At 54.6% G+C, this 25,851-nt stretch carries 24 protein-coding genes; 9 read left to right on the plus strand and 15 right to left on the minus strand.

All coding sequences use genetic code 11. The annotated features are described in order from the left end of the window. Positions 1 to 197: 197 nt before the first annotated feature. The 4 genes from gyrB to dnaA all read right to left on the minus strand — a co-directional run bounded on the left by gyrB (position 198) and on the right by dnaA (position 6,395). Entirely contained in the window at positions 198 to 2,606 is a 2,409-nt protein-coding gene (gyrB, locus tag JK231_RS14500) for a DNA topoisomerase (ATP-hydrolyzing) subunit B (protein ID WP_034830003.1), read from the minus strand. 17 nt (positions 2,607 to 2,623) lie between these two features. Further along, the gene (gene recF / locus JK231_RS14505; protein ID WP_034830004.1) at positions 2,624 to 3,709 is read right to left on the minus strand and encodes a DNA replication/repair protein RecF; all 1,086 of its coding nucleotides are present in this window, start codon (positions 3,707 to 3,709) and stop codon (positions 2,624 to 2,626) included. Positions 3,710 to 3,888: 179 nt separating this feature from the next. Next, on the minus strand, positions 3,889 to 4,989 hold the full coding sequence (dnaN, locus tag JK231_RS14510; protein ID WP_034830010.1) for a DNA polymerase III subunit beta: 1,101 nt from the start codon (positions 4,987 to 4,989) through the stop codon (positions 3,889 to 3,891). 5 nt (positions 4,990 to 4,994) lie between these two features. Further along, positions 4,995 to 6,395 (minus strand): chromosomal replication initiator protein DnaA, encoded by a 1,401-nt coding sequence (gene dnaA, locus JK231_RS14515; RefSeq protein WP_097118427.1) that lies wholly within the window; start codon positions 6,393 to 6,395, stop codon positions 4,995 to 4,997. A gap of 232 nt (positions 6,396 to 6,627) precedes the next feature. Between dnaA and JK231_RS14520 the strand changes: the two genes are divergently transcribed. From JK231_RS14520 to JK231_RS14550, 7 genes are all read left to right on the plus strand, one after another. Further along, complete coding sequence (locus tag JK231_RS14520) at positions 6,628 to 6,804, plus strand: hypothetical protein (RefSeq protein ID WP_166933364.1); 177 nt, start codon at positions 6,628 to 6,630, stop codon at positions 6,802 to 6,804. 191 nt (positions 6,805 to 6,995) lie between these two features. Then, positions 6,996 to 7,136 carry a 50S ribosomal protein L34 gene (rpmH, locus tag JK231_RS14525; RefSeq protein WP_000831330.1) on the plus strand — a complete coding sequence of 47 codons (141 nt, stop codon included), beginning with the start codon at positions 6,996 to 6,998 and terminating at the stop codon, positions 7,134 to 7,136. 14 nt (positions 7,137 to 7,150) lie between these two features. Then, positions 7,151 to 7,510, plus strand: coding sequence for a ribonuclease P protein component (gene rnpA / locus JK231_RS14530; protein WP_034830013.1), 360 nt, complete (start codon positions 7,151 to 7,153; stop codon positions 7,508 to 7,510). Next, positions 7,474 to 7,731 (plus strand): membrane protein insertion efficiency factor YidD, encoded by a 258-nt coding sequence (gene yidD / locus JK231_RS14535; RefSeq protein ID WP_007893564.1) that lies wholly within the window; start codon positions 7,474 to 7,476, stop codon positions 7,729 to 7,731. Before rnpA ends, yidD begins: the two co-directional genes overlap by 37 nt. 2 nt (positions 7,732 to 7,733) lie before the next feature. Next, positions 7,734 to 9,380: a membrane protein insertase YidC gene (gene yidC, locus JK231_RS14540; RefSeq protein ID WP_038643953.1), complete on the plus strand. Its 1,647-nt coding sequence runs from the start codon at positions 7,734 to 7,736 to the stop codon at positions 9,378 to 9,380. A 141-nt stretch (positions 9,381 to 9,521) separates the two neighbouring features. Further along, positions 9,522 to 10,886: a tRNA uridine-5-carboxymethylaminomethyl(34) synthesis GTPase MnmE gene (mnmE, locus tag JK231_RS14545; protein ID WP_211728896.1), complete on the plus strand. Its 1,365-nt coding sequence runs from the start codon at positions 9,522 to 9,524 to the stop codon at positions 10,884 to 10,886. 175 nt (positions 10,887 to 11,061) lie between these two features. Further along, on the plus strand, positions 11,062 to 11,652 hold the full coding sequence (locus JK231_RS14550; RefSeq protein WP_058961702.1) for a malonic semialdehyde reductase: 591 nt from the start codon (positions 11,062 to 11,064) through the stop codon (positions 11,650 to 11,652). Positions 11,653 to 11,695: 43 nt separating this feature from the next. Here JK231_RS14550 and JK231_RS14555 read toward each other — a convergent pair whose 3' ends face one another. Further along, complete coding sequence (locus JK231_RS14555; protein ID WP_034830017.1) at positions 11,696 to 12,205, minus strand: flavin reductase family protein; 510 nt, start codon at positions 12,203 to 12,205, stop codon at positions 11,696 to 11,698. A gap of 291 nt (positions 12,206 to 12,496) precedes the next feature. Between JK231_RS14555 and JK231_RS14560 the strand changes: the two genes are divergently transcribed. After that, positions 12,497 to 13,246, plus strand: a complete 750-nt coding sequence (locus JK231_RS14560; RefSeq protein ID WP_097118425.1) for a phosphopantetheinyl transferase — start codon at positions 12,497 to 12,499, stop codon at positions 13,244 to 13,246. A 31-nt stretch (positions 13,247 to 13,277) separates the two neighbouring features. Here the strand turns inward: JK231_RS14560 and JK231_RS14565 are convergent, their stop codons facing one another. After that, positions 13,278 to 14,591: an NCS2 family permease gene (locus tag JK231_RS14565; protein WP_034830020.1), complete on the minus strand. Its 1,314-nt coding sequence runs from the start codon at positions 14,589 to 14,591 to the stop codon at positions 13,278 to 13,280. A 150-nt stretch (positions 14,592 to 14,741) separates the two neighbouring features. On the opposite strand from JK231_RS14565, the gene yieH reads away from it, so the two are divergent. Further along, the gene (gene yieH, locus JK231_RS14570; protein ID WP_160833305.1) at positions 14,742 to 15,401 is read left to right on the plus strand and encodes a 6-phosphogluconate phosphatase; all 660 of its coding nucleotides are present in this window, start codon (positions 14,742 to 14,744) and stop codon (positions 15,399 to 15,401) included. Between the two features lie 229 nt (positions 15,402 to 15,630). Here yieH and JK231_RS14575 read toward each other — a convergent pair whose 3' ends face one another. The 9 genes from JK231_RS14575 to JK231_RS14615 form a co-directional block, all read right to left on the minus strand. Further along, complete coding sequence (locus tag JK231_RS14575) at positions 15,631 to 16,869, minus strand: MFS transporter (protein WP_211728897.1); 1,239 nt, start codon at positions 16,867 to 16,869, stop codon at positions 15,631 to 15,633. 119 nt (positions 16,870 to 16,988) lie between these two features. Further along, entirely contained in the window at positions 16,989 to 17,723 is a 735-nt protein-coding gene (gene phoU, locus JK231_RS14580; RefSeq protein ID WP_038643963.1) for a phosphate signaling complex protein PhoU, read from the minus strand. A 14-nt stretch (positions 17,724 to 17,737) separates the two neighbouring features. Next, entirely contained in the window at positions 17,738 to 18,511 is a 774-nt protein-coding gene (gene pstB / locus JK231_RS14585; RefSeq protein WP_034830029.1) for a phosphate ABC transporter ATP-binding protein PstB, read from the minus strand. A 44-nt stretch (positions 18,512 to 18,555) separates the two neighbouring features. After that, on the minus strand, positions 18,556 to 19,443 hold the full coding sequence (pstA, locus tag JK231_RS14590; RefSeq protein WP_034830030.1) for a phosphate ABC transporter permease PstA: 888 nt from the start codon (positions 19,441 to 19,443) through the stop codon (positions 18,556 to 18,558). Then, on the minus strand, positions 19,440 to 20,402 hold the full coding sequence (gene pstC, locus JK231_RS14595) for a phosphate ABC transporter permease PstC (RefSeq protein ID WP_034830032.1): 963 nt from the start codon (positions 20,400 to 20,402) through the stop codon (positions 19,440 to 19,442). The genes pstA and pstC overlap by 4 nt, the downstream gene beginning before the upstream one ends. A gap of 90 nt (positions 20,403 to 20,492) precedes the next feature. Next, positions 20,493 to 21,536: a phosphate ABC transporter substrate-binding protein PstS gene (pstS, locus tag JK231_RS14600; RefSeq protein WP_097118422.1), complete on the minus strand. Its 1,044-nt coding sequence runs from the start codon at positions 21,534 to 21,536 to the stop codon at positions 20,493 to 20,495. A gap of 177 nt (positions 21,537 to 21,713) precedes the next feature. Next, on the minus strand, positions 21,714 to 23,543 hold the full coding sequence (gene glmS, locus JK231_RS14605) for a glutamine--fructose-6-phosphate transaminase (isomerizing) (RefSeq protein WP_211728898.1): 1,830 nt from the start codon (positions 23,541 to 23,543) through the stop codon (positions 21,714 to 21,716). A gap of 244 nt (positions 23,544 to 23,787) precedes the next feature. After that, a complete protein-coding gene (gene glmU / locus JK231_RS14610) occupies positions 23,788 to 25,158 on the minus strand; it encodes a bifunctional UDP-N-acetylglucosamine diphosphorylase/glucosamine-1-phosphate N-acetyltransferase GlmU (protein WP_211728899.1) in 1,371 nt (456 codons plus the stop codon). A gap of 264 nt (positions 25,159 to 25,422) precedes the next feature. Continuing rightward, a complete protein-coding gene (locus JK231_RS14615; protein WP_034830038.1) occupies positions 25,423 to 25,842 on the minus strand; it encodes a F0F1 ATP synthase subunit epsilon in 420 nt (139 codons plus the stop codon). Positions 25,843 to 25,851 lie beyond the last annotated feature (9 nt).

Consider the following 25,851-nt stretch of genomic DNA (forward strand, 5'->3'; position numbering starts at 1 on the left):
GTTTCCCTCCGTTTCGCTCGCAAGCGTAAGGGAGACAACTGTTTATGAAAGTGATGCGGATCTCAGCACTCGGGAAAAAACGGAAGCAAACAAAAGCGAATGCAGATGTTTTTCAAGGAAAAAGAAGATTGTCAGGCGGATAACAAAATAGGGGGAATAAAAAACCCTTCCCGATAGGGAAGGGTTGATGTGACAAATCAGATATCGATGTTAGCGGCTTTCAGCGCGTTCTCTTCGATGAAGGCTCGGCGCGGTTCAACCGCATCGCCCATCAGCGTGGTGAACAGCTGGTCAGCCGCGATGGCGTCTTTGATGGTGACGCGCAGCATGCGGCGGCTGTCTGGATCCATGGTAGTTTCCCACAGCTGCTCTGGGTTCATCTCGCCCAGACCTTTATAGCGCTGGACTGACAGACCACGGCGCGACTCTTTCACCAGCCACTCAATTGCCTGCTCGAAGCTGGTCACTGGCTGACGGCGATCGCCACGTTCGATAAACGCATCTTCTTCAATCAGGCCGCGCAGCTGCTCGCCCAGACCACAAATTTTACGGTATTCCGGTCCATCAATGAACTCGCTGTCCATCGGATAGTCGGTATCAACGCCGTGCGTACGAACACGCAATACCGGTTCGAACACGTTCAGTTCGCTGTTGGTGCGTACGTGCGCCATATAGCTGCTGCCGTGCGCTTCGCGCTCGCTCAGGTATGCGACTAAACCTTCAATCCAGCCTTTAACTGCGGCTTCATTGCTGAGATCGCTGAGGGTTGGATGGTAGATCAGGCCACGCAGCATTGCCGTTGGGAAGCGACGTTCCATACGCTTGATCATGCGCTGGGTGCTGTTGAAATCACCCACCAGATTTTCCAGCGGCTGGCCGCCGAGCGCCGGTGCGCTGGCGTTGGTGTGCAGTGTTGCGCCATCCAGTGCGATAGCGATCTGGTACTGATCCATCGCTTCGTCATCTTTAATGTATTGTTCCTGCTTGCCTTTCTTCACTTTGTACAGTGGCGGCTGAGCAATATAAACATGACCACGCTCGACGATTTCCGGCATCTGACGATAGAAGAAGGTCAACAGCAGCGTACGGATGTGCGAGCCATCGACGTCGGCATCGGTCATGATGATGATGCTGTGATAACGCAGTTTATCCGGGTTGTATTCGTCGCGACCAATACCACAGCCGAGTGCGGTGATCAGCGTCGCCACTTCCTGAGAGGAGAGCATCTTGTCGAAACGCGCTTTCTCCACGTTGAGGATTTTACCTTTCAGCGGCAGGATCGCCTGGTTCTTACGGTTACGTCCCTGCTTGGCAGAGCCGCCCGCTGAGTCCCCTTCCACAAGGTAAATTTCAGACAGCGCAGGGTCACGTTCCTGGCAATCAGCCAGCTTGCCCGGCAGACCAGCCAAGTCCAGCGCGCCTTTACGACGGGTCATTTCACGGGCGCGGCGCGCCGCTTCACGTGCACGCGCGGCATCGATAATTTTGCCAACCACGATTTTCGCGTCTGACGGGTTTTCCAGCAGGTATTCGCTCAGCAGTTCGTTCATCTGCTGCTCAACCGCGGATTTCACCTCAGAAGAGACCAGTTTGTCTTTGGTCTGTGAGGAGAACTTTGGATCCGGCACTTTCACCGAGACCACAGCAATCAGGCCTTCACGCGCATCATCACCGGTGGCGCTGACTTTGGCTTTTTTGCTGTAGCCTTCTTTGTCCATATAAGCGTTCAGCGTACGCGTCATTGCCGCACGGAAGCCCGCAAGGTGCGTACCGCCATCGCGCTGTGGAATGTTGTTGGTGAAGCAGTAGATGTTTTCCTGGAAACCATCGTTCCACTGCAGCGCGACTTCCACACCAATACCGTCTTTCTCGTTAGAGAAATAGAACACGGTTGGGTGAATCGGGGTTTTGTTCTTGTTGAGGTACTCAACAAACGCCTTGATGCCGCCTTCGTAGTGGAAGTGGTCACTCTTGCCGTCACGCTTGTCTTCCAGACGGATTGAAACACCCGAGTTCAGGAAGGAGAGTTCACGCAGGCGTTTCGCCAAAATGTCATACTCGAACTCCACTACATTGGTGAAGGTTTCGTAGCTCGGCCAGAAACGGACGCGTGTACCGGTGGTTTCAGTATCACCAGATACCGCCAGCGGTGCCTGCGGCACACCGTGCTGATAAATCTGCTGATGCACTTTACCTTCGCGGCGAATGGTCAGTTCCAGCTTCTGCGAAAGGGCGTTAACCACTGACACGCCCACGCCGTGCAGACCACCGGACACTTTATACGAGTTATCGTCGAATTTACCGCCGGCGTGCAGCACGGTCATGATCACTTCTGCCGCAGACACACCCTCTTCCGGGTGAATGCCGGTCGGAATACCACGGCCATCATCCTGAACAGACACAGAATTGTCCGCATGGATGGTGACGACGATGTCACTACAGTGACCCGCGAGCGCTTCGTCGATTGCGTTATCCACGACCTCGAATACCATGTGATGCAGACCGGTGCCGTCATCGGTATCACCGATATACATACCCGGGCGTTTGCGTACCGCATCAAGCCCTTTAAGGACTTTGATACTTGAGGAGTCATAAGAATTCGACATCAACGTTTCTCGCTCATTTAATCTTCAGGTTGAACCGCTATTTTACCCTGTTCCACGCGGAACATCTTGCCCTTTTCGTCACTCATGTCGATTACATGTTCGACACCAATGGCGCTGACAAATACCTGAGCCTGCGTGGCTTTCAGGCGCTCGGCCAGCAACCGACGACGCGAATCGTCCAGCTCCGAGGCAAAGTCATCAATCAGGTACAAACAGCGACGTCCGCTGCTGCGCGTCAGATACTCGCCCTGCGCTAAACGCAGAGCACACATCAGCAGCTTTAATTGACCGCGTGAGAGTAAATCTTCCACCGGCGTGCCTTCCGCACGGATGCGAAAATCCGCTTTGTGCGGGCCGCTGGCGGTATAGGTGAGCGCGCGATCGCGCTCGAAATTACGTTCCAGCAGTTCGGCAAAGTCGCTCTCTTTATCCCAGCCGCGCTGAAACGAAAACGACAACTCAAACTCTGGTAAAAATTGACTGCAGGTAGCGATGATCTCTTTCGAGATCGCCGCACTGTACTCGGCTCGCCACTGGCTAATCTGTTCGGCCAGCGGCACCAGTTCCTGATCCCACGGGCGAATTTGGCTGTAACGCGAAACTTGTCTCAGCGCGGCGTTACGCTGTTTCATCAGACGCCGTAGATTATTCCAGGCATTGAAGAAACCGGGTGCGGAGTGAAAGCATCCCCAATCAATATAGGCTCTACGGTATTTGGGGCCGCCGTTGAGCAAAGTAAACCCTTCCGGCGTGATCAACTGCATCGGCAGCAATTGCGCCAGCTCCGCCACTTTATGACCGTCACTGCCGTCGATGCGCACTTTGCTATCACCGGCGCGATTTTTGGTCAGCCCCACGGCCAATTCGCGCTCACTGCCTTCAATTCGTCCGTGCAGGACAAACGCATCCTGATCGTGACGAATGACGCGGCCAGCCTGCAAACTGCGAAATGCGCGGCCATGTCCGAGGGTGTAAATAGCCTCCAGCACGCTGGTTTTACCGCTGCCGTTAGCACCCACGAGGAAATTAAAGCCTGGTGCCAGCGTGAGATCGGCCTGCTCGATGTTGCGGAAATCTTTAATCAGGAGGCGGGTTAAAGCCATGAACGAATCCAGCTGCGCATTAAGAAGTGGTTTTCACCTAACCCTGCCATCGAGGGCGTTAACGGCGAAGCTCGTTTGCTCACGGCCAGCGCGCAGTCCCTGGGAGCATACTGAAGTATGTGACCAGGGACGAGCACTGCCCGGGGGCAAAATAGCGAGTAAGTTAGCCCGCTATAAGATCACAAGCGCATTGGCATGACGACGTATGCCGCCGCTGGGCTGGCAACGTCTTCAATTTGCACACTCGAAACCGAATCGGTCAGCAGCAAACGCACGTTTTCGCATTTCAGCGCATTCAGCACATCTAACACGTAACTCACGTTAAAGCCGATCTCCAGTTCAGTGCCGCTATACGACACATCCAGCATCTCTTCCGCTTCTTCCTGTTCTGGGTTATTAGCGGTGATCTTGAGCTGATTTTCGGTGATATAGATACGAACACCGCGGAACTTCTCATTCGAGAGAATCGCTGCACGGGCAAACGCCTGCTTCAGCAGATCGCAACCGGCCTCCAGCGCTTTATCCGGGTTCTTCGGCAATACGCGGCGATAATCAGGGAAACGTCCATCAACAAGCTTAGAGGTGAAGATGAAGTCACCAACGTGCGCGCGAATGTTGCTGCTGCCGATCTGCACCTGCAGCGGAGTCTCGCCGCCATCCAGCAGACGGACTAATTCAATCACGCCTTTACGTGGCACGATCACCGAATGGTTAGGCAACGCCTGGCCAATCGGCATGGAGCAGACTGCCAGACGGTGACCATCAGTAGCGACGGTGCGTAACTCTTCACCTTCAGTCTCAAACAGCATGCCGTTGAGGTAGTAACGCACATCCTGATGCGCCATTGAGAACTGGGTCGCTTCGATCAGACGTTTCAGCGTGGCCTGCGGCAAGGTGAATTCCACCTCGCTCTGCCAGTCATCCAGATTAGGGAAGTCAGTGGCGGGCAGCGTCGATAAGGAAAAACGGCTACGGCCAGAACGCACCAGCATTCTGTCACCTTCCAGCGTCAGGCTAATTTCCGCCCCCTCTGGCAAACCGCGACAGATATCGAGGAATTTACGCGCGGGCACGGTGGTCGCACCGGGCTCGTGGGGCTGCGTTAATGCAACGCGGGCCACCATCTCCATTTCCAAATCGGTGCCGGTCAGACGCAGTACGCCTTCACTCACCTGCAACAGTAAATTTCCGAGGATCGGTAAGGTCGGGCGTCCACCAAGCGGGCCGCTAACCTGTTGCAGTGGTTTCAGCAACTGCTCACGTTCTACAATAAATTTCATATGCGTCAGGAAGATAATGTTCGAATGAGGTTAGAGAAATCTTCTTTGATGTCGTGGCTCTCTTCACGCAACTGCTCAATTTTACGGCAGGCATGGAGCACGGTGGTATGATCGCGGCCACCAAACGCATCGCCAATTTCCGGCAGGCTATGGTTGGTCAACTCTTTCGCCATTGCCATTGCCATCTGACGCGGACGTGCCACCGAGCGCGAACGGCGCTTCGACAGTAAATCCGCGACTTTGATCTTGTAGTATTCGGCCACCGTTTTCTGGATGTTATCGATGGTGACCAGCTTTTCCTGCAGCGCCAGCAAATCCCGCAGCGCTTCGCGCACGAAATCGATGGTGATCGCGCGGCCGGTAAAGTTGGCATTGGCGATGACGCGGTTCAGCGCACCTTCCAACTCACGCACATTGGAGCGCAGACGCTTGGCAATAAAGAAGGCGACTTCTCCCGGCAGGCGGATATCGTTTTCATCCGCTTTCTTCATCAGGATCGCCACACGCGTTTCCAGCTCAGGCGGCTCGATCGCGACGGTTAATCCCCAGCCAAAGCGCGACTTCAGGCGATCTTCAACACCATTGATCTCTTTTGGATAGCGATCCGAGGTCAAAATGATCTGCTGATTGCCTTCCAGCAGGGCGTTAAAGGTATGGAAAAACTCTTCCTGCGAGCGCTCTTTATTGGCAAAGAACTGAATGTCATCGATCAACAGTGCATCGACGGAGCGGTAATAACGCTTAAATTCTTCAATGGCGTTGTTCTGCAGCGCTTTTACCATGTCCTGCACAAAACGTTCTGAGTGCATGTAAACCACTTTGGCATTCGGCTTGCGCGCAATAATGCCATTTCCCACTGCATGTAACAGGTGAGTTTTACCTAAACCGGTTCCGCCATAAAGGAAGAGCGGGTTGTAAGCGCCACCAGGGTTATCCGCCACCTGACGTGCCGCCGCGCGCGCCAGTTGGTTAGATTTACCTTCAACGAAGTTATCGAAGTTATGGCGGTTATTCACATTTGAGCGGTAGGTGACATCCGCCGGGGCGGGCACTGAGTCCCAGCTTGGACGCAAGATTTGCGCCGGAGCAGGACGGTTTTCAACAGGAGCAGGGGTGCTGTAAGCCGCCATGGCTGGCTGGCTGGTTGCAACCTGCGCAGCCGGGCGCGTGCCCACTTCAAAACGCAGCAAAGGCACATTCGGACCGCAGAATTCATTCAGCAGCCCATTAATACTATTGAGATATTTATCCCGAACCCAGTCGAGTACAAACCGATTTGGTGCATACAAGGTCAGCGTATTGTCGTTTAATTCAGCTTGCAGCGGACGAATCCACATGCTGAATTCGGTGGCAGGAAGCTCATCCTGCAAACGGGCAAGACACTGTTGCCAAAGCGTAAGTGACACGGCGGACTCCACTCGTACAAAATCGATAAGAATTTCAGGCGCTAATAATAGAAACTGTCTTTTTTGACACAGGCGATCAGAAAGCGCCTGCGACCGCTATCCGCGGTAGTCATCCCTGGCGATCGCAGTGAGGATCGTCAGCGGAAGGGCGGATCATAGCGCAAAGCGGCACAGAGATCTTCCCTTTCTACACAGTTTTGATCCAATTTATCCACAGGCTAGTGAAGCGCTAATGAGTTTACGCTTTCTGTGGAAAAAGCGAGCGGTGATCTTGCTGAAAGAGGCAATTTTTCTGGTCGCCTCTCGTTTCCGCGCAATAAATCTGCAAATTGATCGCAAGAAGATCCTGCGCGATCCTTGCGCTTTACCCTATAGCCCGTATAATTCCCCACCCGGCATTATTGCGTGAAGCCTTGATGCCCGGAATCAGCGGGCTGTATCTGGTTTCCAGGTGCCGCGAACTGCGAAGTAAATTGACTCTGGACTGTACAATTATTACAATCCCGCCTCTTTATTAAAGACACATTGAGGCGTAGGTCGATTTACTGGCCCGAAAACGCGTCACCCAGTGAAAATTTTCAAGTTTAGGTAGAAATCGCCATGAAACGCACTTTTCAACCGTCCGTACTGAAGCGCAACCGTTCACACGGTTTCCGTGCTCGTATGGCAACAAAAAATGGTCGTCAGGTTCTGGCACGTCGTCGTGCTAAAGGCCGTGCTCGTTTGACCGTTTCTAAGTAATAAAGCTAACCCTCGTGGTTAAGCTCGCATTTCCCAGGGAGTTACGTTTGTTAACTCCCACTCATTTCACTTTCGTCTTCCAGCAGCCACAAAGAGCCGGTACGCCGCAAATCACCATCCTCGGCCGCCTTAACTCGCTGGGGCATCCCCGCATCGGTCTTACCGTCGCCAAAAAGCATGTGAAACGCGCCCATGAACGCAACCGGATCAAGCGATTGACCCGCGAAAGCTTTCGTCTGCGCCAACATGAGCTACCTGCGATGGATTTTGTCATCGTGGCGAAAAAGGGGATTGCTGACCTCGATAACCGTGCGTTAACGGAAGCGTTGGAGAAATTATGGCGTCGTCACTGTCGCCTGGCTCGCGGCTCCTGATCGCCCTGATACGCGTTTATCAACGCGCCATCAGCCCACTACTTGGACCTCATTGTCGGTTCCATCCCACCTGCTCGCAGTATGGGATTGAGGCATTACGCCGTTTCGGCGTCGTAAAAGGTAGTTGGTTGACGATAAAACGCGTATTAAAATGCCACCCTTTGAACCCGGGTGGTGACGATCCTGTGCCGCCAAAAACCTTTGATACCAGAGAACATTAACGATGGATTCGCAACGCAATCTCTTTCTCATCGCTTTTCTGTTCGTGTCTTTTATGATCTGGCAAGCCTGGCAGACGGACCACGCTCCGCAGCCACAGCAGACTCAGACCACGCAGAACACAAGCAGCGCAGCGGGTGATGCCGCCTCTTCCGGCGTGCCGGCTAGCGGTCAGGGCCAAACGATCACCGTTAAGACTGATGTCCTGTCACTCAGCATCAATACTCGCGGTGGCGATATTGAGCAGGCACAGCTGCTGACTTACCCGGACAAACTGGGTTCAGACGCACCGTTCCAGTTGCTGGAAACCACCCCCGCCTTCGTTTATCAGGCGCAAAGTGGCTTAACCGGTCGTAATGGCCCGGATAACCCGAACAATGGCGCTCGTCCGCTGTTCACCACCACTCAGGATCACTTCGAGATGGCCGATGGCCAGACCGAGCTGCGCGTACCACTGACCTGGACCGATGAAAAAGGTGTGGTTTACACCAAAACCTTCGTGTTCAAGCGTGGCGACTTCGCGGTTAACGTTGACTACAACATCAATAACGCCTCCCAGCAGCCGCTGGAAGTGTCGATGTTTGGTCAGCTGAAGCAGACCATTGATCTGCCGAAGCATCGTGATACCGGCAGCAACAACTTTGCCCTGCACACCTTCCGTGGCGCAGCGTACTCGACCAGCGAAGCGAAATACGAAAAATACAAATTCGATACCATCGCGGATAACGAGAACCTGAACGCGACCACCAGCAATGGTTGGGTGGCGATGCTGCAGCAGTACTTCGCTACCGCCTGGGTGCCGCGTACTCAGGGTAACAACACCCTGTACACCAGCAACCTCGGTAACGGCGTTGCGGCAATCGGTTATAAATCTTCACCGGTGACCGTGGCAGCAGGCGCACAGCAAGACCTGGGCGCGACCCTGTGGTTGGGGCCAGAAATCCAGGACAAGATGGCCGCTATCGCGCCTCACCTGGATCTGACCGTGGATTACGGTTGGTTGTGGTTCATCTCTCAGCCACTGTTTAAGCTGCTGAAGTTCCTGCACAGCTTTATCGGTAACTGGGGCTTCTCGATTATCGTTATCACCTTCATCGTTCGTGGCATCATGTACCCGCTGACTAAAGCGCAGTACACCTCCATGGCGAAGATGCGTATGCTGCAGCCGAAGATTCAGGCAATGCGTGAGCGTCTGGGCGATGACAAGCAGAAGCAGAGCCAGGAAATGATGGCGCTGTACAAAGCAGAGAAAGTGAACCCGCTGGGTGGTTGCTTGCCGCTGGTTATCCAGATGCCTATCTTCCTGGCCTTGTACTACATGCTGTCAGGTTCGATTGAACTGCGTCATGCACCGTTCATTCTGTGGATTCATGACCTTTCCGCGCAGGATCCGTACTACATTCTGCCGGTTATCATGGGTATCACCATGTTCTTCATCCAGAAGATGTCACCGACCACCGTGACCGATCCGATGCAGCAGAAGATCATGACCTACATGCCGGTTATCTTTACCGTGTTCTTCCTGTGGTTCCCTGCGGGTCTGGTGCTGTACTACATCGTCAGTAACCTGGTGACCATCCTCCAGCAGCAGCTGATTTATCGCGGGCTGGAAAAACGTGGTCTGCACAGCCGCGACAAGAAGAAAGCGTAACGTCTGACTGCAACAGCAGCAGCGTATACTCAAGGGGCGGCATTTATGTCGCCCTGTTTTTTTTCAAAATTTGTACCTTGAATAATTCGAGCGCAGCCAACGCCGCTGCAGCTTGAAGTATGACGGGTAAGAGAGAGAATCATGAGCCACAGCGATACTATCGTTGCCCAGGCGACACCTCCCGGCCGTGGCGGCGTCGGCATTCTGCGTATTTCCGGCGCCAAAGCCGCTGACGTCGCGCAAGCCGTGCTCGGCAAATTGCCGAAACCGCGTTATGCCGACTACTTGCCATTCAGCGATGCGGATGGCAGCGTGCTGGATCAAGGGATTGCGCTGTGGTTTCCAGGCCCCCACTCTTTCACCGGCGAAGATGTGCTGGAGCTTCAGGGTCACGGCGGCCCGGTGATTCTGGATCTGCTGCTGAAACGCATCGTGGCGCTGTCGGGTGTACGCATCGCTCAGCCGGGTGAATTCTCCGAACGTGCGTTCCTCAACGACAAACTCGATCTGGCGCAGGCGGAAGCGATCGCCGACCTGATCGACGCCAGTTCAGAGCAGGCCGCGCGTTCCGCCGTGAATTCACTGCAAGGCGCATTTTCCCTGCGCATCAATACACTCGTGGAAGCACTCACTCACCTGCGCATCTACGTGGAGGCCGCTATCGACTTCCCGGATGAGGAGATCGATTTTCTGTCTGACGGCAAAATCGAAGGTCAGCTTAATGCGGTGATCGGCGATCTTGATAACGTGCGCGCCGAAGCGCGTCAGGGCAGCCTGCTGCGCGAAGGAATGAAAGTGGTGATTGCTGGTCGTCCTAATGCCGGTAAATCCAGCTTGCTGAATGCCCTCGCCGGTCGTGAAGCCGCGATTGTCACCGATATCGCTGGCACCACGCGTGACGTGCTGCGTGAGCATATTCATATCGACGGCATGCCGCTGCACATCATCGATACTGCGGGGCTGCGTGAAGCCAGTGATGAAGTTGAGCGAATTGGAATTGAACGCGCCTGGCAGGAAATCGAGCAAGCCGATCGCGTGCTGTTTATGGTGGATGGCACCACCACCGACGCCACCGAAGCCGCTGCTATCTGGCCCGATTTCGTGGCACGTTTACCGGCGCAACTGCCAATTACCGTGGTGCGTAACAAAGCCGATATGACCGGTGAGGTGCTGGGCCTGACAGAAGTGAACGATCACTCACTGATTCGCCTTTCTGCGCGCACCGGCGAAGGTGTGGATGCACTGCGCGATCATCTGAAACAGAGCATGGGCTTCTCTGGCAATATGGAAGGTGGCTTCCTGGCACGCCGACGCCATCTGCAGGCATTAGAGTTAGCGGCCACTCACTTACAGCAGGGTAGAGACCAGCTGCTGGGTGCATGGGCCGGTGAACTGCTGGCGGAAGAGCTGCGTCTGGCGCAGCAAGCACTGAGCGAGATCACCGGTGAGTTCACTTCCGACGACCTGCTCGGCAGGATTTTCTCCAGCTTCTGTATTGGTAAGTAGTCTTTACCCTGTTTCCCCCATCACTGTTTGGTTGGGGGAAACATGCGTCTTTGTTATTTGGCACCCCCTCTCCTTTGCAGTATAACGATCGCTGGCCCGTGCTAAAGCGTATCGGCCTCACCCACGATTCATGCTAAACATTAGGCGCAAGTTGCTGCCTGAACAGGAGAGAAACATGAGTACACCGCTCGACAGCGTGGCGCTGAACGCGCTGTTCAATGACGCTCGCACCCACAGCTACTGGCAGGACAAACCGATTTCTCACGATGTGCTGCAGCAACTCTATAGCCTGACCGCGCTCGGCCCGACTTCAGCCAACTGTTCACCAGGACGGTTCGTGTTTGTCACTTCGCAGGAAGGCAAAGAGAAGCTGAAACCTGCGCTCTCCTCCGGCAACGTGGACAAAACCATGGCAGCACCGGCAACGGTGATCGTGGCGTGGGATCCTGAGTTCTATGAAGCGCTGCCCAAACTCTTCCCGCACGGTGATGCGCGTAGCTGGTTCACCAGCAGCCCGGATTTGGCTAAAGAGACGGCTTTCCGCAATAGTAGCCTGCAGGCAGGATATTTAATTCTGGCGGCGCGTTCGCTGGGGCTGGATGCCGGCCCGATGTCCGGTTTTGACCCGTCAAAAGTCAATGAAGCCTTCTTTAGCGAAAGCAAATGGCAGGTGAATTTACTTATTAATCTGGGCTATGGCGAAGCCAGCAAACTGCATGCGCGTTTACCGCGTCTCGGCTTTGATGAAGCCTGCAAATTTGCCTGATTGATTCCAGGCGTCGGGCATTGCGCGACGCCTGTCACTCACATTAACCCAGCGAGTGAAAACCGCTGTTGAAATAGACCATCGGCTCCGCCGCTTCACCTGGCAGTGAAATGCCAACGATGCGCGCCAGCAGCACGCTGTGCGTATTCCACTCAACCACTTTCTCCAGCTGGCAGTCAAAACTCACCAATGCATCAGCCAGCACCGGTGCACCGGTGTTCAGCGTTTGCCACTCACCGCTCTGGAAGCGTTCTGCGCGACGTGCAGACTGACTGAACTGCGCGCATAAATCGTCATGCTGTTCACGCAAGACGTTCACAGCGAAATGGCCAGCATTCACAAATGCGTCGTGGCTGGATGCACTACGGTTAACACACACCAGCAAGCTTGGCGGCTCGGCAGCCAGTGAGCTAACGGAGGTCGCAATCAGACCCAGCTTTTCGCCCTGAAACTCAGTGGTCACTAAAGAAACGCCTGCGGTCAGGCGGCGCATACCATGACGAAATTCATCAAGTGAGATTGATTCCTGGCGAGTAAGTGAAGTTACTGACATAAAAAAACTCCGACGTGCATGCTGCTGCGATGGGCACGATTATCTTGAGGTGGATTGTTCACGCACTTAGATGTGCTTTTGGTTGCCCAAATCCTACACTACCTCAGACTTTACGGCACCCTATCCGCGCAAAATCAGCAAAAGCGTTATATGCAAATTCAACTGATGGGATTAGCCGCCGCTTCGGTCTTATCTGATTTTTGGTCATTTCATGTTATGCCGGATGCAAACCTCTGAGAAAATTCCTACAATAGCGCTGATGATTATCTGACCATTTTCACGGAGCGACAGATGGCTAGTCATTTTGTACGTTGGATGGGTAACTCGCCGCTCTCTTCAGAGCTGTTTCGGGTTCCACAGGATGTGATTAACAGCGCCGAGCGCTTCCCTGACAAGCGCCGTAGCCGTTTTCTCGCCGCACGCGAATTGCTGGCTCAGCTGATGCTGCGCGTCTATGGCATTCGTGAACTGCCGCCGCTCATCACCACCAGCAGCGGACGCCCTTGCTTTGCCGATCCCAACCTCCCTGACTTCAGCATTGCGTACGCCGGTAATATGGTCGGTGTGCTGCTGGCGGAAGAAGGCGGACGTGCGGGGTTGGATATGGAGATTGTCCGCGCCCACAGCCGTCAGACGCAGGACACGCTCACGCAGGATCTCTCATCGGGTGAGAAAGCGTGGATCAACGCGCAGCAGGATTTTATGGAAGCGGTGACGCAAATCTGGACGCTGCGCCAGAGCATCCTCAAATTAACCGGTGAAAGTGAGAACGGTGCCGGTTCGCTGCAGTTGCACCCTGCTGCCGGCCGTCTGCGCTCCAGCGTGTTTCCGGATATTCAGGCGGTCTGTGATGCCGAGCCGATGCTAGTGTGGTCGTGCGCGCTCTCTCCGGGCACTGAGCGCTTATGCCTGTGGGAGATTGATGCACAACAGCAATGGCAGCCATTGCGCGACGTTGAAATGAGCAAACCGAATATTGGCCCGCGCTCGCTGCGTCTGACCAGCCTCACTCCCACCCCCCAGGAAATCGGACATCTCTAACAAAACAGGCCGCAATCGCGGCCTGTTGTTTTTAGTGCGCGTCGATAAACGCGATTTTTAGCACAAACAGCAGGGCAACAATCACCACGCACGGGCTGATTTCACGCCAGCGTCCTGTGCCAAGCTTCATCACACAGTACGAGATGAAGCCCAGCGCGATACCTTCGGTGATCGAGAAGCTGAATGGCATCATCGCCGCCGTGACAAACGCCGGGACCGCTTCGGTGAGATCGTCCCAGCGCACGCGTGACAGTGACGCCGTCATCAAGACTCCCACATAGATCAGCGCACCTGCTGCCGCATAAGAAGGCACCATCGCGGCCAGCGGTGACAGGAACATCACCAGCAGGAACAGAATCCCGGTGATGACCGCCATCAAGCCGGTACGGCCACCAATCGCCACGCCGGAAGAGCTTTCGATATACGCCGTCACTGAAGAGGTGCCGATGAGCGAACCGGTCACCGAGCTGATGCTATCAACATACAGCGCCTGCTTCATACGCGGGAAAGTGCCCTTTTCATCGGTCAATCCGGCCTTATCGGTGACACCGATCAGCGTGCCGGAAGAGTCGAACAGGTTGACCAGCATAAAGGAGAAGATCACTCCCGCCATGCCGATGTTGAACGCCCCTTTAATATCGACCTGACCCACCACCGATGTCACTGCCGGCGGCGCGGCAAACACACCGCTGAATTTCACATCGCCAATGGCTAAGCCAATCGCCGTGGTGACCACAATCGATACCAGCACCGCCGCGTGGATATTGCGTGAGGCCAGAATCGCGATAATGAAGAAGCCCAGCGCCCCCAGCAGTACGCTATGCGAGGTCAGGTTCCCGACCGTCACAATGGTGTCGGCATTCGGCACGATGATACCGGCGTTTTTCAGGCCCATCATGGCGATAAACAGGCCGATACCGGCGGTGATGCCGACGCGCAGACTCATCGGGATATTAGCAATCATCCAGTAGCGCACACGCAGCAGCGTGAGGATCAGCAGACCCAGTGCGCCCCAGAAGATCGCGCCCATACCAACCTGCCATGAATAACCCATCGCGCCGACCACCACAAACGCGAAGAAGGCGTTCAGCCCCATCGCCGGTGCCAGCGCGACCGGCAAGTTCGCCACCAGCCCCATCAGGATGCTACCAAAGGCCGCTATCAAACAGGTGGTGACAAACACCGCCTGAGTATCCATGCCTGCGGCGCCCAGAATTTGCGGGTTTACAAAGACGATATACACCATCGTCAGGAAAGTCGTGAAACCGGCGATCACTTCGGTGCGCGCGGTTGTGCCGTGTTCCTGCAGCTTAAAGATGCGCTGCAACAAGCCCTGATTGTTCATTCAACTGTCCCGGAAAAAAATTTATCGCCGCGTATCCTATAGATTTTAGCGCAGCAAAACACTGATTATTCGCAAACGGTTGCCGGGGTCGCTTTCTACGCTCAGTGCGCTAGAGTGTCAGCTGGCTGTTTAATAAAAGGATGATGTGCGATGTCAGTTGAATGTGTGTTTTTCGATTGCGACGGTACGCTGGTCGACAGTGAAGTGATCTGTACGCAATCCTACGTCAACACCTTTGCCCAATACGGTATTGAGCTCTCTTTGCAGCAGATGTTTGAGCAGTACAAAGGGGTAAAGCTCTATGACATCGTGCGGGATGTACTGGCGCAGCATCAGAAAGAGGTGCCGTTAGACGAGTTCGAAACGGCGTATCGTGCAGATGTCGCCCGCCTGTTTGACCTCGACCTAAAGCCGATTGCCGGTGCCAAAGCGCTGGTGGAAAGCGTGAAAGTGCCGATGTGCGTGGTCTCGAACGGGACAGTGAAGAAGATGCAGCACTCGCTAGGCTTAACCGGCATGCTGCCGTACCTCGAAGGTCGGCTGTACAGCGGATACGACATCAATCACTGGAAGCCCGATCCGGAATTGATGTATCACGCGGCGGAGCAAATGCAGGTGCCGATTGAGAAGTGCATTCTGGTGGATGATTCAGAAGCCGGTGCGCGTGCGGGGATCGCGGCGGGCATTCCGGTATTTTACTACTGCGCTGATGCGCACAATCCGGAGTTGGATCATCCGCTGGTGACGCGCTTTGATGATATGACGCAACTGCCCGCACTGTGGCGCGCACGGGGTTGGGATTTGGTGTAAACCCAGGGCGTCATGAATGTCGCCCCTGCAGAAACCGGCGCACGATGTCCGGGCAATGCAGGATGCAAATCGACTGACCCCAAAAGTGTTACCTCTGTGGTCGGTCTGATCTGTTACCTCTGTGCCCGGTGGAACCTGGTGCTGCCTCTACAGAGGCCGATGTGCGATTTTGATCTGTTCGCAGATCTAATAGGGTGCGCATTTATGCGCACCAGGTAACCTAAACGCCTTAGCCAATCGCGCCCAGTGAATCCTCGTTGCTCTGTTTCTTCGGCAGCAGGAACAGTGTCGCAACGATATCCAACAGATAAATCAGCGCTAGCAAAGTGATGGCCGCAGTAAAGGATATTTGCGCCGCCAGCAGGCCAATCACCAGCGGACCAAAGCCGCCAACACCGCGCCCGAGGTTAAACAGTACGCTCTGCGCAGTGGCACGCGCCTGCGGTGGGAAAGTGTCGGAGATCAGCGCACCGTAGCCGCCAATCATGCCATTCACAAACATCCCCATGATCGCGCCAGTGAACAACATCACGGTAGGATCGCGCAGCTGCGCATACACCACCACCATCACCACTGCGCCAAACTGGTACAGCAGGAAAATCTTCCAGCGCGCGAAGCGATCGGCCAATACACCAAACAGCCAGATGCCAAAGGTCATGCCGACCACGGTCACCGCTGTCCACAAGCCGGATTTGGTCAGGCTGAATCCAAAGCTCGATGACAGATAGCTCGGCATCCAGATCATCAAGCCGTAGTAACCGAAGTTCTGCACTGAGCAGAGGATGAAAATCCCGAGGCTGGCTTTACTGGTGGCGCGGTCGGCGAACAGCAATTTGATGCGTGCGGCGAATGATAGCTGCGGCGTCTTCTCAACGTGACGCGTGAAGCCTTCCGGCTCGCCCATGCTACGGCGAATCACAAACGACACCAGTGCAGGCAACAGGCCCACCAGGAACATGCCGCGCCAGCCGATCACACTCAGTAGCGGCGGAGTAATAAACGCCGCCAGCAGCACACCGAGCTGCCAGCCGATGCCGACCCATGCCGAGGCGCGATTACGCTTCTCCTTCGGCCAGGCTTCCGCAATCAGCGCCATGCCAATACCAAACTCACCGCCTAAGCCCACGCCCGCCAGCGTGCGATAGGCCAACAGATCCCAGTAGCCCTGCGCCACCGCGCACAGCCCGGTGAAGATGGAGAACATCAGGATCGTCACGGTAAGAATACGGATACGACCATAGCGATCGCTGAGATGACCAAACACAATGCCACCGATCACCGCGCCGATCAGCGTCCAGGTGACCAGCGAACCGGCCTGAGAGGGATCGAGCGCCAGCGAGACGCTGATCGCCGGTAACATAAAGCCCAGAATTAACAGATCGAAGCCGTCCATCGCATAGCCACTAATGGCAGCAACCATCGCTTTTGCCGGCGTCACGGCGTTTTTTTTCGTTATTGGGGAAGACATTTAACAGCACCTGGCAGAAAAAAGTGCGCCAAGTATAAAGAGAGGGAATCGCGGAGACCAATCAGAAATGAAGATGGCTGCCTGTTTGCCACAGTGGCAACAGGCAGCCGAAACGGCAATTAAGAGGGTTTATTGCTGCCGTCGTCACCTGACAGCAGTTCATCCAGCTTGTCGCCGCCAACGTGACGGAAATCCTGACCTTTAACGAAATAGAAGATAATTTCGCAGATGTTCTGGCAACGGTCACCGATACGCTCGATGGCGCGGGCACAGAACAGCGCCGTCAGTACACTTGGGATGGTGCGGGGATCTTCCATCATGTAGGTCATCAGCTGACGCACAATGCCTTCGTATTCTTTGTCGACCTTCTTATCTTCACGATAGATCTTAATGGCTTCATTCAGATCCATACGCGCGAAGGCATCCAGCACGTCATGCAGCATCTGCACGGTGTGGCGACCCAGAGACTCCAGACTCACCAGCAGAGGCAGGTGCTGCTGGCTGAACTTCTCCAGCGCCGTGCGGCTGATTTTCTCAGCGACGTCACCGATACGTTCCAGCTCAGAGATGGTCTTGATGATTGCCATCACCAGACGCAAGTCGCTGGCGGTAGGTTGACGTTTGGCGATGATGCGCACGCAGGCTTCATCAATCTCCACTTCCATCATGTTGACCTTCTGATCACCGTCGATCACGCGACGTGCCAGCTCGCCATCCTGGTTGTGCATCGCGGTAATGGCATCGGTAAGCTGCTGCTCAACCATGCCACCCATGATCATCACCTGGGTGCGAATGTGTTCCAGCTCCGCGTTGAACTGACCGGAGATGTGTTTGTTCAGATTCAAATTGTCCATGTGCGTCTCCTGAATCAGCCGTAACGACCGGTGATGTAATCTTCGGTCTGCTTCTGCGCGGGCTTGGTAAACAGTGTATCGGTGTCGCTGAATTCGATCAGCTCGCCCAGATACATGAAAGCGGTATGGTCAGAACAACGCGCGGCCTGCTGCATGTTGTGCGTCACGATCACCACGGTGTAATCCTGCTTCAGCTCGGTGATCAGCTCTTCAATACGACCGGTAGAGATCGGGTCGAGGGCTGAGCATGGCTCATCCAGCAACAGCACTTCCGGGCGAATCGCGATACCGCGTGCGATGCACAGACGCTGCTGCTGACCGCCGGAGAGACTGTAACCGCTCTGATGCAGCTTGTCTTTGGTTTCATTCCACAGCGCGGCTTTGGTCAGCGCCCACTGCACACGCTCGTCCATATCGGCACGTGACAGCTTTTCAAACAGACGCACGCCAAACGCGATGTTGTCATAAATCGACATCGGGAACGGCGTTGGCTTCTGGAACACCATGCCAACGCGTGCGCGCAGCAGGGCGATATCCTGATGGGAAGCCAGAATATTGTCGCCATCCAGCAGAATGTCACCTTCAGCACGCTGCTCAGGGTAGAGCGAGTACATTTTGTTGAAGGTGCGCAGCAGGGTGGATTTACCACAACCTGATGGTCCGATGAAGGCGGTGACCTGGTTCTTCGCGATATCCAGGTTAATGTTCTTCAGAGCGTGAAACTTTCCGTAATAGAAGTTCAGATTGCGAACCTGAATTTTACCGGCAGAAGTCGTTGCCATACTCATTGCTCATCTCTCATGTGCAGCGCCGCCGAAGCCGCGCCGGGAAATTAATGTTTGCCCTTGGCGAAAACCACTCGCGCGACAATGTTCAGCAGCAGCACGCACAGGGTAATGATCAACACACCCGCCCATGCCAGGCTTTGCCACTCGGCAAATGGGCTCATGGCGAATTTGAAAATCGTCACCGGCAGGTTGGCGATCGGCTGCATCATGTCGGTACTCCAGAACTGGTTCGACAGCGCAGTAAACAGCAGCGGTGCAGTTTCGCCCGCGATACGTGCCACGGCCAGCAGGACACCGGTAATGATGCCGGAGACTGAAGCTTTCAGCGTAATGGCAGAAATCATCTTCCACTTCGGCGTACCCAGTGCATAAGCCGCTTCACGCATGCTGTCAGGTACCAGACGCAGCATGTTTTCAGAAGTACGAATCACGATAGGAATCTGCAACAGCGCCAGCGCCACCACACCCGCCCAGCCAGAGAAGTGCTGCATCTGTGCCACCACGATGGTATAGACGAACAGGCCCACTACAATCGACGGTGCTGACAACAGGATGTCGTTGATGAAGCGAATCACTTCCGCCAGCCAGTGCTTACGGCCATATTCGGCAAGATAGATACCAGCCATGATACCCAGCGGTGTACCGAACACCGTTGACCACAGAATGAGTAACCCACTGCCCGCCAGGGCGTTGGCTAAACCACCGCCTGCGGTGTTCGGTGGCGGGGTTGATTCAGTGAACAGTGACCAGCTCAGACCATCAATGCCTTTGGTGACGGTAGTGAACAGAATCCACACCAGCCAGAACAGGCCAAAGGCCATGGTCAGCATCGACAGCGTCAGTGCCACTTTATTTTTAGCGCTGCGACGTGCCTGCATTTTACGGCGCGAGGCTTCCAGCTCAGCACGAGCATGCATTTCGATAGCGGTCATGAACGGGCTCCTTCACTCTTCGCCAGGCGCAGGATCATCAGTTTGGAGATGGCCAGTACGATAAAGGTAATCACGAACAGAATCAGACCCAGTTCCATCAATGCCGCGACATGCACACCGGATTCAGCTTCAGCGAATTCGTTCGCCAGCGCGGAGGTGATACTGTTGCCCGGCATAAACAGCGAGGCGCTGTCGAGCTGGTAGGTGTTACCGATGATGAAGGTCACCGCCATGGTTTCACCCAGTGCACGACCCAGGCCCAGCATCACACCACCGATTACACCGTTTTTGGTGAACGGCAGCACGATGCGCCAGATCACTTCCCACGTGGTGCAACCAATACCGTAGGCGGACTCTTTCATCATCACTGGCGTCTGCTCAAACACATCACGCATGACCGATGCAATGTACGGAATGATCATGATGGCGAGGATCACGCCAGCGGCCAGAATACCGATACCGAATGCCGGGCCTGAGAACAGGGCACCCACAATGGGAATGTTCGACATGATGTTGCCGACCGGTGTCTGGAAGTACTCAGCGAACAGCGGGGCGAAGATAAACAGGCCCCACATGCCGTAAACGATACTCGGGATCGCTGCCAGCAACTCAATTGCGGTACCCAGCGGGCGACGCAACCAGTTAGGTGCCAGTTCCGTCAGGAATAGCGCAATGCCAAAGCTCACCGGCACAGCGATGATTAAGGCAATGATGGAGGTGACGAGGGTGCCGTAGATCGGTACCAGCGCACCAAATTGTTCGTTTGGCGCATCCCAGGTTTTGGTCCATAAGAAGGAAAAACCAAATTTTTGGATGCTTGGCCAGGAGGAGAAAATCAGGGAGACGATAATGCCACCCATCAACAACAACACGATAAGCGCGGAAAGTTTCACCAGCGCGCCGAAAATCATGTCACCTTGTTTACCTGGGGCTTTGAACGTCGGCTTAGTGGCAGCCATAAGTTTCTCGGTTCTCAAAGGAAGTTCAGGGCGGCATACCATGCCGCCCATCGGGTTGGTCAGTCAGGGGAGACTGACCGGGTCATTCGCTTACTTGTAAATCGCTTTGCCTGAGCTGTCTTTGATGTTCGCTTTCCAGGCAGTACGAATCTGGTTAGCAACGCTTTCTGGCAGCGCAGCGTAATCCAGTGCGGTTGCAGTTTTGCTGCCGCCTTTGTAAGCCCAGTCGAAGAACTTCATCACTTCAGCACCTTTAGCCGCATCAGCCTGCTCTTTGTAGATCAGGATGAAGGTGGTAGAAGAGATTGGCCATGCATCTGCACCTTTCTGGAAGGTCAGGTCCTGAGCGAAAGATTTGCTCCAGTCTGCGCCTTTAGCAGAGTTTGAGAAGCTGGTTTCGCTTGGCGCAACTGGCTTGCCATCTGCATCCATTAGTTTGGTGTAGGTCAGGTTGTTCTGCTTAGCGTAAGCATACTCAACGTAGCCGATTGAACCCGGCAGACGCTGTACGAAGGCTGCAACGCCGTCGTTACCTTTACCGCCCAGACCGGTTGGCCAGTTAACGGTGTTGCCTTTACCAATTTTGCTGTTCCAGTCTGCGTTGACTTTAGACAGGTAGCTGGTGAACACGAAAGAGGTACCTGAACCATCTGCGCGGCGAACCACGTTGATGTTGGTGTCTGGCAGTTTCACGCCTGGGTTCAGTTTAGTGATCGCCGGGTCGTTCCACTTTTTGATGTTGCCCAGGTAGATATCGCCAACGGTTTTGCCGTCCAGCGTCAGTTCACCTGATTTCACGCCTGGGATGTTAACGGCCAGTACCACGCCACCGATAACGGTAGGGAACTGGAACAGACCATTTTTTTCCAAATCGGCATCACTTAACGGCGCATCAGACGCACCGAAATCGACGGTTTTAGCGATGATTTGCTTAACGCCGCCTGAAGAACCAATACCCTGATAGTTGATTTTGCTACCGGTGGCTTGCTGATACTCTGCTGCCCACTTGGCATAAACCGGTGCCGGGAATGTACCGCCAGCGCCAGTCAGGTCGGTGGCTGCAAAAGCAGATACCGCGCTTACTGCGAAGGTGGCGGCGAGGATTCGGGCTACGGATGTACGCATCAGTGTCATGTTCCCTCCAGGGGATTTAAAAAAAATCAGGCTCAATGCCATTTTAGTTGGAGTCAGTGATTGCTGCTGGAGGGAAAATAGGACAGTTTGATGACAGTGAAATGTACGAAATATGACAGTTATATGACACCGTTTAAAAAGCAAGCGGACCCGTTGCAGGCCCGCCCTTTTTATAGATTATTCAACAGTAACCGATTTTGCCAGGTTACGGGGCTGGTCAACGTCGGTGCCTTTAATCAGCGCAACATGATACGAAAGCAGCTGCAACGGCACGGTATAGAAGATCGGTGCTATCACCTCTTCGACGTGTGGCAGTGAGATGATTTTCATGCCCTCGCTGTCGGTGAAACCCGCATCCTGATCGGCAAATACATACAGCAAACCGCCGCGCGCGCGCACCTCTTCAATGTTCGATTTCAGCTTCTCCAGCAGCTCGTTATTCGGCGCAACGACGATCACCGGCATATCGGCATCAATCAGCGCCAGCGGGCCGTGTTTCAGCTCTCCGGCGGCGTTGGCTTCTGCGTGAATATAGGAGATCTCTTTCAGCTTCAGCGCGCCTTCCATCGCAATCGGATACTGATCGCCACGGCCCAGGAACAACGCATGATGCTTGTCAGAGAAACCTTCAGCCAGGCTTTCAATCACTTTATCCTGCGCCAACATCTGCTCAATGCGGCTTGGCAATGCCTGCAGCGCATGCACAATTTCGTGCTCGGTTTCTGGCTTCATGCCATGCAGACGACCCAGTTTTGCCACCAGCATCAGCAACACCACCAACTGCGTGGTGAAGGCTTTCGTTGAGGCCACACCAATTTCGGTGCCGGCTTTGGTCATCAGCGCCAGATCGGATTCACGCACCAGCGAAGAGCCGGCAACGTTACAGATGGCCAGCGAACCGAGATAACCCAGCTCTTTAGACAAGCGAAGCGCGGCCAGCGTATCGGCGGTTTCACCCGATTGCGACAAGGTGATCAGCAGACTGTTTTTACGCACAGCGGATTTGCGATAGCGGAATTCGGAGGCGATTTCCACATCGCAAGGAATGTTGGCCAGCGACTCAAACCAGTAGCGCGACACCATCCCGGAGTTATACGAGGTACCGCAGGCGATAATCTGGATGTGCTCAACCTTACTCAGCAAGGCTTCGGCATTGGCACCCAGTTCGCTGAGATCGATCTGCCCATGATTAAAACGACCAGTGATGGTGTTTTTAATCGCGTTCGGCTGCTCATAGATCTCTTTCTGCATGTAGTGACGATAGGCACCTTTATCACCAGCATCGTACTGCGCCGTGGATTCGATTTCCGCGCGTTTGGCTGGCTTGCCATCACGATCGATGATGGTGACTTCACGGCGCGTAATCTCGGCGATATCGCCCTCTTCCAGGTACATAAAGCGGCGGGTCACCGGCAGCAGCGCCAGTTGGTCAGAAGCAATGAAGTTTTCACCCACGCCACGGCCAATCACCAGCGGGCTACCTGAACGCGCAGCCACCAGCACGGATGGATCGCGGCTGTCCATGATCACCATGCCATAAGCACCGCGCAGTTGCGGGATCACGCGCAGTACCACTTCACGCAATGTGCCGCCCTGCTTCTGCTCCCAGTGCACCAGATGCGCCACCACTTCGGTGTCCGTTTCTGAGGCAAACTGGTAACCGCGTTCGATCATCTGCGCACGCAATGGCTCATGGTTCTCAATGATGCCGTTATGCACAATGATGATGTGCTCAGAGACATGCGGATGCGCATTGGCTTCTGATGGCTCACCGTGGGTTGCCCAACGCGTATGAGCAATACCAGTGCCACCAATCAGTGGCTGCTGCTCTGCGGCTTCGGCCAGATTAGCCACTTTGCCAAGACGACGCAGACGCGTCATATGTCCCTGGCGATCGACAACGGCCAGACCCGCAGAGTCATAACCGCGATACTCAAGACGACGCAGACCTTCCAGCAGAATTTCTGCGATGTCACGCTGCGCTACTGCACCAACAATTCCACACATAATAGTTTCCTGACTTCATGGCTTTCGGCCATTGCGTTGTCTTCTGACCTGATTATTCCCCGAGCCTTGTAGAGAGTGGGGGATCTACCCTTCATACATCAAATTTCAGGTGCGTTAGCTATGCGCATTCACCTTAGTCACTGACTTCAGTCAACTCCTGAGGACTCGCGCTTGCCGCCTTTCTGAAACTCGAATGAGTTCGGGTAGTTTTTTTCACGGGCCGATCTTTGCCGACCCTTAAAATTTATTTTTTCTTAACCGGACGCTGCCAGCCAGACTTCTGATTCTGTTCTTTGCGGTTGTAGACCAAATCGGCGGCGGTGACATCTTTCATTACCGTGGTACCTGCCGCGATGGTCGCGCCAGCCGCGACGGTGACCGGAGCCACCAACTGGGTATCGGAGCCGACAAACACGTTGTCGCCGATAATGGTTTTCGATTTATTCGCGCCATCGTAGTTACAGGTAATGGTGCCAGCCCCGATGTTTACGCCCGCGCCAATTTCTGCGTCGCCAAGATACGAAAGATGACCCGCTTTGGAACCTTTGCCCAAGATGGCCTTTTTCATCTCAACGAAATTGCCGACATGTGCCTCTTCCGCCAACTCGCTGCCAGGACGCAGACGCGCGAATGGCCCAACGGTGCAGGCAGCGGCTAAGGTGGCATCTTCGAGGACTGAATAAGGGCTGATTTCACAATCATCACCAATCACGCTGTTTTTGATGATGCACCCAGCGCCAATTTTGACGCGTTCGCCCAATGTCACGGTGCCTTCAATGATAACGTTGGTATCGATCTCGACATCACGCCCATGTTGCAGCGAACCGCGCAGGTCGAAACGCGCGGGATCGCGCAGCATGACGCCCGCCAGCAGCAGTTGTTCTGCCTGCTCGCTCTGATAGGCACGCTCCAGCGTGGCCAGTTGCAGGCGGTTATTCACACCATCGGTCTCACTGATACGCGCCGGATGTACCGTGTTGATTACGCGACCTTCGTGATGCGCCATGGCGATGATATCGGTGATATAAAACTCGCCTTGAGCATTGTTATTGTTGAGCTGCGCCAGCCAGCGTTTGAGGTCGCCGCCGTTTGCAATCAGGATGCCGGTGTTAATTTCCTGAATCTTAAGCTGTTCTGCTGAGGCATCTTTCTGCTCAATGATGCCGGTCACCGTGCCGTTTTCACGCACGATGCGACCATAGCCGGTAGGGTTGTCTAACACCACGGTGAGCAAACCGATTCCACCTTCAGGTTTCGCTTCACGCAAACGCTGTAAAGTGGCTTGCGAGATCAGCGGTACGTCGCCGTACAGCATCAGGATGTCTTCGTTATCAGCAAAGAAAGGTGCCGCCTGCTGCATCGCATGGCCGGTACCCAGCTGTTCAGCCTGCAATACCCAGTTCAGGGTGTTGTGGGCCAGTTTCTCTTGCAGCAGATCGCCGCCGTGACCGTACACCAAATGCACCTGCTGGGCACCCAGCCCGGTCGCGGCATCGATCACATGCTGAACCATCGGTTTTCCTGCCAGGCTATGCAGAACTTTTGGCAGATCGGAATACATTCGGGTGCCTTTGCCAGCGGCCAGGATCACCACACTCATCGCGCTTGTAGACATAACTATCCAGACTCAATTTAACTTTCGAAAGTGTAAGGTTTACCTCTGAGATTACTACATTTTTCTCGGACCGAAATTAGCGGATAAAGATGAAAGGCTGATTGGAGATAAAACCAGTGCCGGCCTGGGCATCACGCGATGCATTTTGCCGATGAAATCGGGCAGAGCAAGACAACATCGTCCTCCCCCAAAGCAGGATGATTTATCGCGCGCAAAAAAAATGCCAACCCAATGGGCTGGCATTTCGTGACGCATAAAGCCTGATTACATCGCTTTCTTGGTCAGCTCGATTACACGCAGTTTCGCGATAGCTTTCGCCAGTTCCGCAGAGGCCTGAGCATAGTCCACATCACCGTGGCTGCTGTTCATGTGCTCTTCTGCTTTACGTTTCGCTTCCAGCGCGCGCGCTTCGTCGAGGTCTTCACCGCGAATCGCGGTGTCGGCCAGAACGGTCGTGCTGCCCGGCTGTACTTCCAGCACGCCGCCAGAGAGGTAGATATACTCCTCTTCGCCGTGCTGTTTCACGATGCGAATCATACCAGGCTTGATGGCTGTCAGCAGCGGGGCGTGGCCAGGGTAAATACCCAGCTCACCTTCGCTACCTGACACCTGGATGCGCTCAACCAGACCGGAGAACATTTGTTGCTCCGCGCTGACAACGTCCAGATGATAAGTCATAGCCATACTATTCCT

It is taken from the genome of Pantoea sp. JGM49 (assembly GCF_018257655.1).
Taxonomy (GTDB): Bacteria; Pseudomonadota; Gammaproteobacteria; order Enterobacterales; family Enterobacteriaceae; genus Pantoea; species Pantoea communis.